The sequence below is a fragment of the Paraburkholderia sp. SSBN10T genome, from assembly GCF_056619545.1.
On the sequence record NZ_JBWQQI010000002.1, the window covers coordinates 476,477 to 492,926 of the forward strand.

The 16,450-nt window shown below is 59.6% G+C and carries 16 protein-coding genes and 1 riboswitch; of the genes, 5 read left to right on the forward strand and 11 right to left on the reverse strand.

Features of this window, described 5'->3' with window-relative positions; all coding sequences use genetic code 11:
- Window positions 1-135: 135 nt before the first annotated feature.
- A complete protein-coding gene (locus AC1ECK_RS04755; RefSeq protein ID WP_480316381.1) occupies window positions 136-1,158 on the reverse strand; it encodes a LacI family DNA-binding transcriptional regulator in 1,023 nt (340 codons plus the stop codon).
- Between the two features lie 215 nt (window positions 1,159-1,373).
- Window positions 1,374-1,958 carry a DUF308 domain-containing protein gene (locus AC1ECK_RS04760; protein ID WP_480316383.1) on the reverse strand — a complete coding sequence of 195 codons (585 nt, stop codon included), beginning with the start codon at window positions 1,956-1,958 and terminating at the stop codon, window positions 1,374-1,376.
- Window positions 1,959-2,189: 231 nt separating this feature from the next.
- Here AC1ECK_RS04760 and AC1ECK_RS04765 point away from each other — a divergent pair, with 231 nt between their 5' ends.
- Window positions 2,190-3,671, forward strand: coding sequence for an HD domain-containing phosphohydrolase (locus AC1ECK_RS04765; RefSeq protein ID WP_480316385.1), 1,482 nt, complete (start codon window positions 2,190-2,192; stop codon window positions 3,669-3,671).
- A 45-nt stretch (window positions 3,672-3,716) separates the two neighbouring features.
- Here the strand turns inward: AC1ECK_RS04765 and AC1ECK_RS04770 are convergent, their stop codons facing one another.
- The 9 genes from AC1ECK_RS04770 to AC1ECK_RS04810 form a co-directional block, all read right to left on the reverse strand.
- On the reverse strand, window positions 3,717-4,331 hold the full coding sequence (locus AC1ECK_RS04770; protein WP_480316387.1) for a hypothetical protein: 615 nt from the start codon (window positions 4,329-4,331) through the stop codon (window positions 3,717-3,719).
- Between the two features lie 49 nt (window positions 4,332-4,380).
- The gene (locus AC1ECK_RS04775; RefSeq protein ID WP_480316389.1) at window positions 4,381-5,154 is read right to left on the reverse strand and encodes a molybdopterin-dependent oxidoreductase; all 774 of its coding nucleotides are present in this window, start codon (window positions 5,152-5,154) and stop codon (window positions 4,381-4,383) included.
- Window positions 5,155-5,156: 2 nt separating this feature from the next.
- The gene (locus tag AC1ECK_RS04780; protein ID WP_480316481.1) at window positions 5,157-5,750 is read right to left on the reverse strand and encodes a cytochrome b/b6 domain-containing protein; all 594 of its coding nucleotides are present in this window, start codon (window positions 5,748-5,750) and stop codon (window positions 5,157-5,159) included.
- A 571-nt stretch (window positions 5,751-6,321) separates the two neighbouring features.
- Entirely contained in the window at window positions 6,322-6,942 is a 621-nt protein-coding gene (locus AC1ECK_RS04785; protein ID WP_480316391.1) for an NUDIX hydrolase, read from the reverse strand.
- A 65-nt stretch (window positions 6,943-7,007) separates the two neighbouring features.
- Complete coding sequence (locus AC1ECK_RS04790; protein WP_480316393.1) at window positions 7,008-8,831, reverse strand: AAA family ATPase; 1,824 nt, start codon at window positions 8,829-8,831, stop codon at window positions 7,008-7,010.
- 359 nt (window positions 8,832-9,190) lie between these two features.
- On the reverse strand, window positions 9,191-9,430 hold the full coding sequence (locus AC1ECK_RS04795; protein ID WP_480316395.1) for a hypothetical protein: 240 nt from the start codon (window positions 9,428-9,430) through the stop codon (window positions 9,191-9,193).
- The gene (locus tag AC1ECK_RS04800; protein WP_480316397.1) at window positions 9,430-9,795 is read right to left on the reverse strand and encodes a hypothetical protein; all 366 of its coding nucleotides are present in this window, start codon (window positions 9,793-9,795) and stop codon (window positions 9,430-9,432) included. The genes AC1ECK_RS04795 and AC1ECK_RS04800 overlap by 1 nt, the downstream gene beginning before the upstream one ends.
- 734 nt (window positions 9,796-10,529) lie before the next feature.
- On the reverse strand, window positions 10,530-11,078 hold the full coding sequence (locus tag AC1ECK_RS04805) for a hypothetical protein (protein ID WP_480316399.1): 549 nt from the start codon (window positions 11,076-11,078) through the stop codon (window positions 10,530-10,532).
- Window positions 11,079-11,424: 346 nt separating this feature from the next.
- Window positions 11,425-11,631, reverse strand: a complete 207-nt coding sequence (locus AC1ECK_RS04810) for a hypothetical protein (protein WP_480316401.1) — start codon at window positions 11,629-11,631, stop codon at window positions 11,425-11,427.
- 101 nt (window positions 11,632-11,732) lie between these two features.
- Here AC1ECK_RS04810 and AC1ECK_RS04815 point away from each other — a divergent pair, with 101 nt between their 5' ends.
- The 4 genes from AC1ECK_RS04815 (at window position 11,733) to ahcY (ending at window position 16,405) form a co-directional block, all read left to right on the forward strand.
- Complete coding sequence (locus tag AC1ECK_RS04815) at window positions 11,733-12,785, forward strand: sensor domain-containing diguanylate cyclase (protein ID WP_480316403.1); 1,053 nt, start codon at window positions 11,733-11,735, stop codon at window positions 12,783-12,785.
- 284 nt (window positions 12,786-13,069) lie between these two features.
- Complete coding sequence (locus tag AC1ECK_RS04820; RefSeq protein ID WP_480316405.1) at window positions 13,070-13,480, forward strand: cupin domain-containing protein; 411 nt, start codon at window positions 13,070-13,072, stop codon at window positions 13,478-13,480.
- A gap of 427 nt (window positions 13,481-13,907) precedes the next feature.
- Complete coding sequence (locus AC1ECK_RS04825) at window positions 13,908-14,690, forward strand: glycosyltransferase family 2 protein (RefSeq protein WP_480316407.1); 783 nt, start codon at window positions 13,908-13,910, stop codon at window positions 14,688-14,690.
- Window positions 14,691-14,816: 126 nt separating this feature from the next.
- Window positions 14,817-14,952, forward strand: a riboswitch (S-adenosyl-L-homocysteine riboswitch).
- A gap of 31 nt (window positions 14,953-14,983) precedes the next feature.
- Window positions 14,984-16,405 (forward strand): adenosylhomocysteinase, encoded by a 1,422-nt coding sequence (gene ahcY, locus AC1ECK_RS04830; RefSeq protein WP_480316409.1) that lies wholly within the window; start codon window positions 14,984-14,986, stop codon window positions 16,403-16,405.
- The last annotated feature ends 45 nt before the right edge of the window (window positions 16,406-16,450 follow it).

Below are 16,450 nucleotides of genomic sequence, written 5' to 3' on the forward strand. Positions count from 1 at the left end.
GGACTGCGGGAAGGCGCATCGAACTCGCGCCTGCTTGTAAACCGGTTTACACGAACACTACTGCCGAGAGCAAACTGTTGTCAACGACGTCAAAAATAATGAATGGAAAGGTGTTTCCCGGAGCGACGCGGACCGTCAGCCGGATTCGCGGGCACGCGGCGGCGCGACCGACGCGCGCTCGATCAGCTGCACCGGCAGCCGCTGCACAGTGGACGGCGTGTCGCCCGCCAGGCGCGCGAGCAGCATTTCGACGCCCTTGCGGCCGAGGTCGCGTGTCGACTGGCGCAGCGTCGAGATCGGCGGCATCAGCAGGCTGGCGAACTCCATATCGTCGAAGCCGACGATCGACATGGCAGCCGGGACCTCGATGCCCCGGTCGCGCAGCACTTCGAGCATGCCGACCGCGAGGTAGTCGCTCGATGCGAAGATCGCAGTGGGAGGCTCCGGCAACCCGAGCAGTTCGCAGAGCGCGATCGCGCCGAACTCGCGTTCGTAGGAGCCGAAGCGCACCAGCGCTTCGTCAAACGCGATGCCCGCCTGCGCGAGCGCCCGCCGGTAGCCCTCGCAACGCTCCTGCACGGTGAAGAGGCCGTGAGGACCACTTACGTGGCCGATGCGCCGGTGCCCCGCTTCGATCAGATGGCGGGTGGCGAGGTAGCCGCCCTGCACGTTGTCGACGAACACCTTTGGCGCGTCCACGCCCGGCACGTCCTCGTCGATCAGCACGATGTTGCGGCGCCCGCCGATCAGCCGGCTGAGCGAACCGTCGTCGGGACGGTTGGAGACGAGAATCAGGCCATCGAGATGCTGGGTGTCGAGCCAGCCGATATACAGCGACTCGCGCTCGAGCTGGTTGCGCGTGATGCAGAGTGACAGGCCGTATCCGTGCTCCGATGCGGCGAGCTCGACTTCGTCGGCGATTTCAGCGAAAAACGGATTCGCGACGTCGGGCATCACGAGCCCGATCGTTTCGCTGCTGCCGAGGCTCAGGCGGCGCGCGAGGCTGTTCTGCCGGTAGTTGAGTGCGACGATCGCGGCATTGATGCGTTCGGCCGTTTCGGGCGGCAGCGCGAGGCTACCGTTCAGGTAGCGGGAAACGGTGGCTTTCGAAACCTTCGCGTGTTCGGCGACCTCGCGAATCGTAGACACTTTGGGCACTGCCGGATCCTTGGGAACAAAGCGCCAGTGTAGCGCGGGCATCGCGCCAGCAGTCCGGCGGCGGCCCGGGCTTCAGGGTCCAACCGTTCCACGCTTTGCCGACCGGCCGCCGCCACTGTCCAATGTGGCGGCTTATCCAATCCATACCGGCGTTGACCGGATAGCGCTCGGCGAATCCAGCACCTGCAAAAAAATGGCCACGGTAGTCCAGTTCCTTAAGGCGTCGATGAAGATTGGCGCCGCCGTTGGCCGGCCAATAGCCACAACGCGGAGACAAGAAAATAGATCGCGCCCACACCTGCGTAGCCGGCCACTTTGACAATCGCGGGAGGCACTGATTCATGGGCCTGCGCGATGAAAAACGCCCCCGCCAGTGCCGACTGGCCTCCGCTCAAAATCATTGCCCATTGCGCACCAAAGCGCTTCCTGCGGCGGACAGCAGTGGCGAGCTGAAGTAATCCGGACAAAACGGCCCAGACTCCGAATACATCGAGCACCAGGCTCGTGTCGACGCTCAACACAACAATCACCGCAATCGCTATCGCCGCGCTCGCGAAGACATTGAAAGCCTGAGTAAAATTTTCGCGCATTCCACCGCTACGCGACATGTCGACGTAATTGGCCAGCGCATCCCAGACGGGATACACAATGAGCAGTGCGGCTCCGATCGCCGTGACATGCTGCCCGATGGCGAACGCAAGCGCGACCCAGACGACAGAAAACGCGGCACGCGTAAAGTAAAGGTGTTTGAGCCACCGCTCATCCTGCAGGCGAGTGGTATCCGAAAGATGAGTGGCCATTGAAGCTCCCTTAAAATTTTGCCAATCGCGTCGCCTGATGCGACGCGCCAAGCGCTTGCTGCGATGACCTGCCGGCAGAACCGCACGAGCGTCATCGGGACGAAAAGTCTGTATGGATAGAGATCATGGCATTCGGCCTGCGTTGCCGGCATCGGTCAAATGACCGATGCGTTCCAAAAGGTTGGCGTATAGTTGGCGTTCTGTTCGACCTGCACTGATCAATCCATCCCGATGACCGACGACAACGCCACCCTTTCGGCGGTGCGCGTGTTCGATGCTGTGAAAGCACTCGCCTTTATCGGCGATCTAAGCATGGGACAGCCCACTGGCCATTCGCTACGCACTGCATGGCTTGCGACACGCCTCGCCGAGGCATCCCGGATGGACCCGGCTACGAACGATGCGGTTCGCGAGACTGCGCTGCTGCGCTGGTCGGGTTGTACGGCGAACGCGGCGGGTTTCGCCGACGTTTTCGGTGACGACATCGCCATCCGTATTGCGATGCTTGAAGACCGCCAGGGCTGGACCGAGCCGCTCAAGGCACTGGGTGGAGTGAGCGCGGTGCTTTCTCCGCTCGCACAAATTCACTGTGAAGTCTCCGGCGAGGTAGCGCGCATATTGGGCCTTGCGCACTCCACAGAAACGGCGTTGCGGCGCATCTTCGAGACGTGGGATGGGCATGGCCTCCCCGCTAGTCACGCCCGCGAAGCTGTGCCGGTAGTGGTGTACATCGTCGCGCTCGCCGGCGACATGGAAACGTTTAGCCGGACCTATGGCATCGAGCGAACGCTTGATCTGATCGCGCAGCGCGCCGACGCACGGTATCCGGCACAACTCGTCGAGACCGCAGCGCGCAATGCAGCGCGCTGGCTCACGGAACTGGAACATGCGTCGGCCGCCGATCTTGACGCCATGCTGATGACATCCCGCATGCAACAGGACACCGCCGTGGAGTTGATCGCCGACGTCATCGATCTCAAGCTGCCGTGGATGACAGGCTTCTCGCGCGCAGTCGCTGCGACGGCGGCGGAATGTTGCTCCCGGCTCACGTCGGACAAATCGGTATGCGCGCGCGTCTATCGCGCGGGGTTGATTCACGGTATTGGCCGTGCATCCGTGCCCAACCAGATCTGGAATATGAACGAACGTCTGTCCGAAAGCGCATGGGAAAAGGTCAGGCTGGTGCCGTACTGGACGTCTCGCGCCGGCAAGCAGGCCGGCGCACTCGGAGAAGCGGCCGAACTTGCGTCGTATGCGTACGAAAGGTCGGACGGTTCGGGCTATTTCCGTGGGGCGAGCGATCAATCGCTGACGCTGGAAGCGAACGTGCTGGCGGCAGCGGTGACGTTTGTCGCATTGCGCTCGATCCGTCCGTGGCGCGCGGCGCTCTCCGCCGAGGAAGCCGCACGACAGTTGCGTGATGAGGCCACACGCGGCCGGTTGAACGTCGCTGTGGTCAATGCGCTGCTGTCTGACGATGCGCTCGTCGTCAGACAGCCGGTCAGCAGCACGTCGCAGAGCGTGCGATTGACGGCGCGCGAAATCGACGTGCTACGTGTGATTTCGCGAGGGGCCAGCAACAAGGAAGCCGCACGTGAATTGACGCTCAGCCCAAGCACGGTGCGCACCCATGTCGAAAACGTGTTTCGCAAGCTCGAATGCTCGTCGCGCGCAGCGGCAACCCTTAAGGCATCGACGCTGGGCCTGCTTTAACGACCACCCTCGCGCGCCAGAGTCGCGCTGCGACGCCGGAAATCATTACATCGGCGGCGCTACGCCGTCCTTTTCGACCACGACAAATTGCGCGTTAGGGGCTCCGTCGTTGGCCGGGGCAGCGACGACAAACACTTTCTTGCCTGCAATCAGGTCGGCGCGCGTGGCAGGTGCAAGAGTGACGACCGGTACGTTGGTCGGCACAGTGACGGTGTTGCTGCCACCCTTGTACGAAAGTTTTAGATCGCGTCCGCTGGCGCCCTCGACGACCGTGTCCACATTGGCATTCGTCATCGAGCTGTTGGCGCCGAGATCGTATGCATAGTGCCCTTCGCCCGTTCCGCGCGCGACATCGGGGAACACCAGCACTTCCGTGGCGGTCAGCTTGCCGTCGGGACCGGGCATAGCCGCGGCGCCGACATAGGAGCCCTGTTTGATATCGGAGAGCTGGATCGCCTTCACCGCGCTGACCTTTGACGCGTCGCTCAAGGTGATCATCACGGTGTCGCCGCTGCGGCGATGGACGGTCAAGGTATTGCCCGAGAACGACACGATGTCGCCGCGAATGCGCTCAGGCTTTGTCGCTGGAGATTGTGCGAACGCTGCACCAGCAAGCGAAAGTGCAACGAGGGAAGCAGCAAGCTTGATACGGATGGACATATATGCTCCGTTGATATGACGGGATAAAGGCTGTTGGTGGGCTGGCGGGTCAGGATCCGCCGAACCAGTTGTAGCCCTGGTTTTCCCAATAGCCGCCGGGAAATTCGTTTGTCACCGTGATGGCGACGATATGCTTCGGGTTCTTGTAGCCAAGCTTGGTCGGCATGCGCAGCTTCATCGGGAAACCATACTTCGCCGGCAAAGTCTGGCCATCGAAGGTCAGCGTTAGAAGCGTCTGCGGATGCAGAGCCGTCGGCATATCGATGCTCGTCCAGTAGTTGTCGGCGCAATGCAGTGCGACGTACTTCGCCGTGGTATCCGCACCGGCCATCGACAGAAAGTCGGAGAAACGCACTCCGCCCCATTTGCCGATCGCGCTCCAGCCTTCGATGCAAATATGCCGTGTAACCTGACTGCGCTTTGGCAATGCGTTGAGTTCAGCCAGAGTCCAGGTGCGCTTGCCTTTGACGAGCCCTGTGAGTTCTAGCCGATATGTCTGTGCATCGATATCCGGCACTTGATCGATGTCGTAAAAGGCGTTGAACGGGAAAGGCCGCGTGATCATCGATTCCGGATACGTCGGCGCCAGAGTGCGTGGATCAAACAGCAACGCCTGCGCGCCGTCGTTGAACGAGGACATTGTGCGCAACAGGTTGTTCACCGACTTGTCGTTTGTCAGATCGCAGCCGGACAACAGCGCCAGGCCGCCGAGAGTCAGGATGCGCTTGCCGAACAGGCGCCTTGAAGCTGAACCCAGTTCTTTTTGTGCGTCCTTGATGATGGACGCTGCGTCGAGCATCCGCTTATCTTGACTCGAAGTCATCGTCATCGGCCCCGGATCATGGTGAGTAACGATCGCGGCACCAGCGCAACCATGACGATGTGTATCGCGAGAAAACCTACCAGTACGCTCATCGCGGCGAAGTGGACGATGCGCGCATTGTCGAAGCCGCCCAGTAGCGTCCGTAGAACCGGAAACTGCACCGGCTTCCAGATCGTCAGACCGGACACGATCACCAGCGCAATGTCTGCAACGACGACGAGATACGCAAGTTTCTGCACGGCGTTGTACTGACCGAGATTGCTGTGGTTGAGTTTGCCGCGCAGCGCTGCGACGAGATCGGTTGCAACCGCGCGAATCGTGAGGGGAAACATGGTCCGGCGCAGCCGTCCAGTAATGATCCCCAGGACCAGATACGCGACGAAGTTGGCAACGAGTATCCACATGACGGCGAAGTGCCAAAGCAGCGCACCACCTAGCCAGCCACCAAGAGTGATCGATGCGGGAAACCGGACGATCTTGAATATGGGCGATGCCTCGTAGACCTGCCAGCCACTCATGCACATGAGAATGACAGCTGCGGCATTAATCCAGTGAAACGTGCGGACCCATACGGGATGAACGGTTGCGCTGTTCAAAACGATCTCTTTGTGGACGACGTGGAAAACGCACTGCGGCCATCGGCCATCGGCGAGCGCGGCCTGATGCACATTGCCGGTCCAGCCAGATTCCCCGCTGTAGTGCCGGAGCACCATCCAGTCGGGGTTCGCGATTGGTATGAACGCAAGGATCGCAGGGAAGGCGCCGCCAGGGTATCGGTCAAATGACCGATGGGCAGGTCGCCGGAATGCGTGCGAGGGACGCTCAGAAGGTTTTCTGCCGTTGTCACTCGCGAGCGCGGTAAGCTCGCGCTGCGTCGCCAGGCTCGGTGGTCGCTTCGGAGTCCGTGGTCGTTTCGGAAAACAGTTTGGCCGGTCGGCAATCACGCCGGTACAGACATTGCGCCTTCGTTTCCGATTCCGTCCTGGGACTCTTCATCTTTCCACTTCAACACGTCGATCACATGGCGCCCGTGTGCCGAAGTCGGGCGCGTGCTATGGCCAGGCACGTGTGCGGTGGAGTTAGGCTCTCAAAATGGCCAACGTGTGCGCGACGCGGTCGCCTCAGGTCGGCCCATTCGAGCTCCTCGGTTTGCTTCAAAGCGGCCGCTCAGCCGCCGAAAACTCCTGCCTCGTCTAGCATCTCGATTAGCCCTTCCGGATAGATAGTCTCGCTGGTGGTGGACAATTCCTCCCGGCTCCACCATTGGTGATCCGCCATCACTTCCATCTCTTCCGCAGTCCAGCCGTCACGTGAAATGGATTCCGTGTCCGTGTTAACGACGAAATACTGTTCGACCGCGAGTACGCGCTCGCCATCTGGCAACTGCAAGGGCACTTCGCGCCGTCCGACCGGCATGGATACCTGCGCCTCTCGAATGCCTGTTTCTTCACGGAGCTCTCGTATTGCAGCGTCCGCGAACGTCTCGCCATGCTCGACACCGCCACCCGGCGTTGCCCAGTAGACTTTGCCCGCTAGCACACCAGTTTTGTGCACGAACCGGAACAGCAGCACTCGCCGCTTTGGAGTGGTGATCAGCAGCCTGGCCGAAGGACGTTCGCGCATCGGATTCAATTGGAAGTAGATGTCAATGGAAGTAGAGTATGCATCGGGAAGCGATCCTTCACCGACATTCGTCGCGTCAGCTCGACAGCGGCGGCTTTCGATGTGAAGCAGACGTCCATACTTTCTGCGGACAGAAACGCAACCCGTTGCGCTCCGCTTCTCCATCCTCTACTCCGTAGACTTTTATCAAGGGGTGGTCCGCAGAGACGCGGTCCCAAGCCGCCGACCTATTAGGAATTTGCAATTGCAACGAGTTCGCCGAGCTTCGTACTTAACTCCCTGATATGTTGCGTTGGGGAGGCAATAAGCAGTTGCGTGAGCATAACGCCGTGCTTGACCTTGTCGTACTCGACTCGGGTTTCCGTGGCGTCCGAAAAGAGGTCATGCAGAACTTCTGCACCGTGCACGAGTTTCAGCCAATCGTTGCCCGGATACGGCACAGGATCAGACGGGTTGAAGTATTTCTTGTCTATGGCGTGCTGTTGTAGCCACGCGACAACTGTTTCACCTGAAAGAGGAGCCGTGCGTGTCGGGTCTTCTTGGTTGATAACTGTTGCAATGTTATTCGCGTCAAGCAGGTAGTTTTCGTACATGCGAAGCGGCAACCATACAACCCGTCCATTGCTTCTCCTATTAATGTCGTCAACCGCCTTCTGGGTGCGCTGCTCGCGGTCCAGGATGAAAGCTACAGAAGGAGGGAGCAGCGACTCGGTTCCCGACAGTCGCTCGTATATATCAAAGACACGGGTCGTATGTTTGCTGCTGAGTTCGTCGGTACTTATGAGGCCGAGTATTTGGACGCCCTGTAAAGGTACTTTTGCTACGCGCTGCAGTAGCTCAGGGAAGCAGACCTCTTCGGTTTTTCCCTCGACCCAAAGGATCGAGTCAGCACCGTACACGTCGTTGAGACGCACGCCAACATCGGCGAGGGCCATGCGAAGATCGTTCTGCGAGTTGTAGTCAATCGTGACGACACTACTGGCACTATTCTCAGACTCCCTGCGAACCAAGAACAGCCGATCCATCTCTGTCATGCTTATCAGCGAAGACGAATGAGTGGTAATGACATACTGATGCTGAGCGTAAGTCCCCAGTATTTCAAGTAGCTTGCGGATAGCGCCGGGATGAAGAAAGCTCTGCGGCTCGTCTATAAGTATCAGAGAAGGTTCTGAGTTGATGACCACATACAGGATGGCGAGCACCTGACCGATGCCCGTCCCGCTCTCCTGTAAAGGAACGGCGAGGTCGGAGCGCTCGGAGTCGGGAGGAATGGTCCATACGTTCACTTCGATTCGATCGTTTTCGACCGGAACCGCTGTGATGTCAGTGATGTGGGGAAAAATCGTCCTCACATGTGACATAAAGCGCTCATATCGGTGCCGGTTGGACGAACTGAAGACGTTCAGTACGGCAGCGAGGTTACTGGCGTTCGGCTGAAGCACTGGCGTATGGCCGACCTTGCAAGCCCCGAGGTTAAGCCTCTCTGCCCGAAAGGCATACGATTGGTCGCGAAGGGCATTTGCGAAGGCTGCCTCAGGCCCTTGGGCCGCTCCACCGAGTTCGCCGGAGAAATGCAGGGCCACGCCGTGCGGACACGCGACGTTGGTAATACTGGCATATCTGCCTGCAGATACCGGTGGCAAAGGCCGGAAGCCTGACAGTTGCCCTTCGGCTTTGCCGTTCTTCCAAGTTACGACGAGCGTATTGGTGTGAGTTAAGGCTGTCTGCGCGACTTGGAGCGCCTGTTTGCCCCCATTAGCGGGGCAACCTATATTGAATTGCGGCAGTTTGGCGAATAGCTTCTCAACTTCGTCCTTATTTAGCTCATAGGTCGCAGTCACTTCCGATTGCAGCGGCGGGACCGCCGTGGGGATAGGCACCGTGGTTAGGCTGCGATGGGGGAGGTGACCTTGTCGAAGGCCAATCGCTTCGATCAGGGCACTCTTGCCCGCATCATTGCGACCCGTAAAAATGTTAAAGCGCGGTGCGAGGGCAATGTCCCCCGTATCCACAAAGCATTTATAGTTCTTTACCCGTACCTTCTGCATTAGCATTGTCAGTCCACTCCTTTTATTGATTTTCTGCAGCAGTGTACTCTGCGTGATTACTTCCTCTGTAGCTCGCGCACGACGCGTAAGCGGCGCAGCCCATGGCGAGAATCGTGAGTCCAATTACGCCGACGACTCGGACGGCCGAACGACCGCTCCCCGGAGCGAGAGAGACGCTTGAAAGTCTTCTTTGGTGCCGATACGAGCGGCCGAAGGTGGCCGAACCCGGAAGTTCGGCCAGCGCCCGTCAGTCACCTGCCCTACCTCGACGCGAACTCCCCTTGTCGACTGCGGATTCAACCGGTCGAAGCGACACAATAAAAGCCGCGTGGGCGTCAGCATCTCCGTGCGGTTTTTACCAGTTGTCAGTCGGCATTCTCACGAATGATCCTGTCGATTATCTCGGGGTCGTCCACCTCGCCTTCGGAACCCCTAAATACGCAGACCTCCGTGTGTCCGTCGCGGAACACGTCAATCTCAACGCGCATTCCGATAACCACGATGGAAACCAGCACGGTATCGGGTCGATTGCGACTCAGGGAGTAGTGAATCTTCGCTGCATCGAGCCGGTCCAGCAGATCGAATAGTGGTGTTGCTGTCGTCATCACTGTTCAGGCTCTACCTCGAGAAAGTCAAACTCCACGAGCAATTCAGCGCCGAGCGTGGCCTGAACTGACGCGATGTTTTTCAGCGGCTTTCCCTTCCCCCACGAGTACGACTTGTCCAGCGCGGCCAGCACCTGCCTGTACTCATCCGAGTTGAAGTCGGTTAGTACCTTGATCGAGGAAATGATGTTCTGGATCAGGAAGTCGTTGCACCAACATCGCGTCGCGCCTTTAAATAACAGCCGAGCCCGGTCTTTCTTGTTATCGAACATCAAGTGAAGCTCGACGACCTGCTTGTCCATGTCTGCGGCCAGACTGAGGAGATACCAGTCGTGAAACGATTCGTATCTTTCGATAGTTGTCATTGCGCTCATCCGTCAAGGGTGCCACGAGTCTGACTTGAGTTCTGTCGCCATGCATGATCCTTCCGCAGTGGTTCCGGGCAGCCAGTTGCCCCCGGCTGTGTTGGTAACCGAAGCGTTAAAGGCTCATCCTATCGTCCGAAAGACACGCCCGACACAGGTACGACAATTTTTGACATAGCCAGGTTTGCCAAACGCACTGTGGTTGCGTGGAGCCTGGAAGAGGCCGCCGTTCTACGTGCCCGGCTCCCAGTTAGTGATGACCAGTTCGCGGCTGGTCTGAGCTGCATCAGGGCCGCTGGAGGGCCGATCCTCCCCGGACTCGGAAGTTTGCCGGTCGCCGCCGCTCGCCAGCTTCGCAGCAAAGTTGAATTTCCCTGGCCGACACGGAAGCGGCGGCCACGTTGCTCGAAAGGAGAACCTCACCGTGTGGTGAGACCAGGAAACCTGCCCAACTCCCACGCCGGCGATCGAGGAGACGACGGTACATGGCCGCGTTCATACGCATGGACGAGAGATAAGGACTACGCATAACTTGTTTCGACAGTGGTGAGGCATCGGTTGTCGGCAATCTTCCATCTGCTGTCGACCGGTTGAATCCGCAACCAAACCCCGAAATTCCTTTACCGCTGCCTGGCGCCGGTGTCGGAGTAACATCGAATTTCCTTAGCCGACCCAGTGCAGCCACTCGAATTGTCCAGTAGCGGCCATTCAAGAAAAGCGCTGTCGAACTTCGTTTACGGCGATGTTTTCTTCGCCAAGACGAGGTAATGCATCCGACCGTTCATATCTTCGGCATATGTCAGAAGGAAATCGCCAGGCGGGACCGTCATGTCCGGAAACGATTTGATGACGCCGCCATCTTTGACTGTCCGGTCCAAATCCGTTACGGAGCCAAGGCTGTAGAAATTGACCCCATAAGCCGGTGTGTCGCACATTACGGATGCATACGATCGAGCTTGCACAACATAGCCGCGACACTTCTTGCTGCCGTGCAAGACGGCAGCCTGAGAAGCCGCGTTCATCATTGACACGTTCGGACCGTAGGTACCAATTGTTTTCTGAACCACTACGCTCGTGAAGTGGCCGCTGTTCAGCCGGCTGTCGACCACTTCGTAGGTGCCGGCCAATGCGTCTGTTGCGGCTCGCAGATCGGATTGCTGTTGTTCGGCGGGACGGGAATCGTGGAAACTCACGCAACCGAACAAAGGAAAGGCTGCGCAAACCGCAGCGATGTAACGAAGGCACATGATGTTCATTGGGGTGGCTGGCAGTGGCGCGGTCATCCTGAATGTTCCCTTACGCCTCGGCGTTGTTATTGAAGGTGTTGCGAGCAGGAGCATACATAAAGAGATAAAACCTCGCGAGAAAGACGGTCAGCGGCTTCAACAGCATCGGCCGCGGCCATCCGTGCCCCTTGAACAATCAATCCCTCGGAGTACGCCCAGATGGTGCCAAATATCAAGGCAGACCAGTTGAAGCCGCTTTTAACTCTCCGCTCAGGCATTGTCGGGTGGATCATCAGGGACGATGTCATGGTGCATGGAGGACGAGAACGGTGATATATCGTTTATCGTCCTGAAATTGACGTTCTTTAATCGCCCGGTAGCGAGTGGTCCAATACCGGAATATTTATTGGTCGACGATCTTTGCCGGCACGTCCAACGCCCGCTTGCGGCCGAACTCGCTCAGTGCTTCCAGGCAGCGAGAACAGCGCAGAGTCATGAGCTGCGCCGTCGGCCCGCAGCGATCGGGAGCGGCATCCGGCAGAAATCGATCCAGCTCGGCATCAAGGCTTGCGTCGAGCTGGACGAGTTCCTTCGATCCGATGGTCAGCAAGCGACGCAGTATCAGGTTTTTGGCGATCGATCTTCCGTGCCGCGTTCAAGGCGCCGCTGCTACCGGCCGATAACACACTTACGCGTTATTGGACGATCACGATGAGCCACGAAGACAAAGATTTGGCCGGCAGTTCACTTCAGGCCGCATTCCTGCGCCACGAGGACAGCCTTGCACCGCCCGGGCGCCTGCTCGGCGAGGACAACCCCGCCGTTTATCGCACGCTGCTCGAATCCACCCGGGCTATCCCCTGGAAGATCGACTGGGCGACGATGCAGTTCGCCTATATCGGCCCGCAGATCGAAGCGCTGCTCGGCTACGCGCCGTCCACCTGGAAAACGGTCGAGGACTGGGCCGCGCGCATGCATCCGGACGACCGTGAGTCCGTGGTGAATTTTTGCGTCGCGCAGTCGCAGGCGGGCACCGATCATGAAGCGGACTATCGCGCACTTACCGCCGACGGCGGCTACGTATGGATTCGCGACGTTGTCCACGTCGTACGCAAAGAGAACGGCGACGTTGACGCGCTGATCGGTTTCATGTTCGACATCAGCGAACGCAAGCGCACGGAGGAACGGCTTGCGGAGCTCCAGCGCGAACTGGAACGCCTGTCGCTGTCCGACAGCTTGACGGGCGTCGGCAACCGTCGCATGTTCGACACGGTGATCGCGCGCGAATGGGCGAGCGCGGCGGCATCGGGCAAGCCGCTTTCGCTCGTGATGATCGACATCGATTTCTTCAAGTCATACAACGATTATTACGGTCACCTGCAGGGCGACGAATGTCTGAAGCGCATTGCGCGCGTGCTCGGCGAGGCCGCCGGGCCGAACGCGTTCCTGGGCCGGTTTGGCGGCGAGGAATTCATGCTCGTGCTCGCGGAAACCGACGCCGATGACGCCGTGCGCGTCGCGGAGCGTTGTCGCACGCTGATCGCGGATGAAGCCATCGCGCATCTGCGCTCGCCGCACGGTCAGCGAGTCACGGCGAGCTTCGGAGTGGGCACCGTTGTGCCGAACGAAGGCATCGATGTCATGGCGTTCATCAATCTGACGGATGCGCAGCTCTATCAGGCCAAGGACCAGGGACGCAACCGCATTTCGGCGGTGGACCGGGCAGGTATCGGCGGCGAAGGATTCAAGCTGCAGTCGCGCTGATCCTTTCTTTGATAGTGCGACGAACGACCGTTTCTGGCCGAGCAACGCAGACGCCCTGCGCGGAGCTCGTCACGGGCAAGTGAGCGAGGCAAAGGCCATAAAGTGACCCAGCACGGCCTGTGGATATATCGAACGACAGTGTGCCCTCACGCACATAAGTCACAGAAATAGAAAGCTAATGAGGCGCGCGCTCGCCTAGCATCAAGAACGCGCCTCGCAGCCTCGTGGCGATCAGCCAGATACTTCGGAATCCCCTGGCAAGGCCCTCGAATGGAACACACATTGTGAAAACGATCACCAGTCTGGCTTTAGCAGCCATCGCCGTGGGCTTTTTCCTACCTTGTGCCGCACAGGAGTCGGGAGCCGTCAAGCCTCAAATACTGCTTCAGCAAATGGTAGATGGCATGCCGAGAGGCGAAAAGCAGGAACTACGCGTCCTGACAGCGACTTTCAAACCCGGCGATAAAACCGTCTTTCATACACACAGGTTTCCGGTGACGGTCTATGTGCTGGAGGGTGCCTTCACTCTGGAGATGGAAGGCATGGCGCCAGTCACCGTGAGGCAAGGTCAGGCGATGGTAGAGCCACCGCATGTGAAGATGACCGGTTATAACCGCAGCAATAGCGATTCGCTCCGCGTTGTTGTATTTTATGCCAGTGACCCAGACACACCATTTCTCGATCCATTGCATTGATCTGCTCGGCGAACACTATGACATGTGCGGCCCACGGTCATTTAGCGGCGAATTTATCCTCTAGCCGATGACGCGCGGGTATTGGGCGACACGCGACGGTCTGCTGTCTGGGTGCGGACCAGACGTTCGAGTGTCCATGTGAAAGCACGGTCGAGCGACCGTAGCTGGCCGTTCTGCGACAGTTCGGTAGCCCCTTGCATCCCGCCGCCGTCGCTGCGGCGCACAATGACAAATCAACCGCGGAATACGACTACCCAAATCGTTCAAGCTTTGCCATTGCCGCGATGCGTTTCGCCGAGTGACCGGAGCCGACTCAACTGCCGCCCACCTAACGTTTTCAGGACGAGCCGCCCGCCACGGACGCTATGATGACCAGCATCTTTGCGCCCATGCTTTCACGCCGCCTTCGCCACGCCTGTCTACGCCCATGCTGCCCATCTCCATCATCATCCCCTGCTACAACGCAGCAGCAACGCTTCCCCGTACGCTGGAAAGCTGTGTCATCCAACCAGAAGCAGCACAGATCATCGTCGTAGACGACGCCTCGACGGACGCATCGACCGAGGTGGTACGCCACTACGGCGAGCGCGATCCCCGCGTCGGTCTGCTGCAGATGCCGGTGAACGGCGGTGCGGCACGGGCCCGCAACTGGGCGGCGATGCATGCCACGCAGCCGCTCCTCGCCTTCATCGACGCCGACGACGAGTACTTCCCCGGCGCGCTCGCGGCGGCGAGCGGCTATCTCGCGCAAAACCCCACCGAAGCCTCGATCCGCCTCGACGTCGAATACGCCGGCTTTCCAGCCGAGATCGTCGGCCATCCGCTGTTCGAGGACCACGCCGCGACACTAAGCAATACCGTGCCGAGCAGCCTGGTAATTCGCCGCCCGGTCTACGCCGCGTTTGGCGGCTTCCCGATGGACGCTTTTTTCCGCCGCAACGGCGGCGAAGACGGCGCGTTTTCCTGGGCGCTGCGCGAGCTATTCGGCAACCAGCGTCTTACCGATGCCAAGCGGGTGCGCATGCACTACCATCCGCGCATTCACGCCGAGCGCTACTTTCGCATCTGCTTTGGCATGCAGGCGCCGGTTCAGGCGGATCTCGAGGAGTCGTTCCGGCTCTCGGAAAAGTTCGTCGAGACGGCGAAGGTCAACCTCGCGCAACTGCGCTCGCTGAGCGCTGCCACCGGCACGGCGGGCACGGCGTCCTAGCCAGCCCCGGCCCGGTTTGCGCGATTTGCCGCCAGGACAACGCCGCTTTAGCCGCTGCGACACGTTTTTCCACCCGTAACCGAACCGACACCCCGAAGCCATCTCGATTTGCTACAATCGCCGTTCGTCTCCGAGGAGCGTTGCGACGGGTACCGCGAATCTGCATTCGCCGGCCGCCCGCCAGGCTCGGAGGCTTTCAATCGGAGGGCCAGGATGCGCCATGCGCTATCCCATCCACCGCATCGAACGGCGCTCACGTCAAATTTCTAGTCATTTTTAGAAAGGAGGGCGTGATGAACGCCGCAGTCTACGATTCCAAAGATTCTCAAGATTTCCTCGTTGCGGACCTGTCGCTGGCCGACTGGGGCCGCAAGGAACTGAACATTGCCGAGACCGAAATGCCCGGTCTCATGCAAACGCGCGAAGAATACAAGGCGCAGCAGCCGCTGAAGGGCGCGCGCATTGCCGGTTCGCTGCACATGACGATCCAGACCGGCGTGCTGATCGAGACGCTGACCGCGCTCGGCGCCGACGTCCGTTGGGCATCGTGCAACATCTTCTCGACCCAGGACCACGCTGCTGCGGCCATCGCCAAGGCCGGCACGCCCGTGTTCGCGTTCAAGGGCGAGTCGCTCGACGAATACTGGGAATTCTCGCACCGCATTTTCGAATGGCCGAACGGCGAGTTCGCCAACATGATCCTCGACGACGGCGGCGACGCCACGTTGTTGCTGATCCTCGGCTCGAAGGCCGAGAAGGACCGCTCGGTTATCGCCAAGCCGACCAACGAAGAAGAAATCGCGCTGTACAAGTCGATCGAACGTCATCTGGACGCAGACCCGACCTGGTACTCCACGCGCCTCGCGCACATCCAGGGCGTGACCGAAGAAACCACGACCGGCGTGCACCGTCTGTACCAGATGGAAAAAGAAGGCCGCCTGCCGTTCCCGGCCATCAACGTCAACGACTCGGTCACCAAGTCGAAGTTCGACAACCTGTATGGCTGCCGTGAGTCGCTGGTCGACGGCATCAAGCGCGCTACCGATGTGATGATCGCCGGCAAGATCGCCGTGGTCGCAGGTTATGGCGACGTGGGCAAGGGTTGCGCGCAATCGCTGCGCGGTCTGGGCGCCACCGTGTGGGTGACGGAAATCGATCCGATCTGCGCACTGCAGGCGGCGATGGAAGGCTACCGCGTCGTGACGATGGAATATGCGGCTGACAAGGCCGACATCTTCGTGACGGCCACCGGCAACTACCATGTGATCGATCACGACCACATGAAGGCAATGCGCAACAACGCGATTGTCTGCAACATCGGTCACTTCGACTCGGAAATCGACGTCGCGTCGACCCGTCAGTACCAGTGGGAAAACATCAAGCCGCAAGTCGACCACATCATTTTCCCGGACGGCAAGCGCGTCATCCTGCTGGCTGAAGGCCGCCTCGTGAACCTCGGTTGCGCCACCGGCCACCCGTCGTTCGTGATGTCGAACTCGTTCACCAACCAGACGCTCGCACAGATCGAACTGTTCACCCAGGGCGAGAAGTACGAGAACAAGGTGTACGTGCTGCCGAAGCATCTCGACGAGAAGGTGGCGCGCCTGCATCTGGCGCGCATCGGTGCGAACCTGACCGAGCTGTCGGACGCGCAGGCAGGCTACATCGGCGTCGACAAGAACGGTCCGTTCAAGCCGAACCACTACCGTTACTAAGCCGTTGCCAGGCCGGCACCCGGCTGGCCGGCAGGCTCGCTGGTG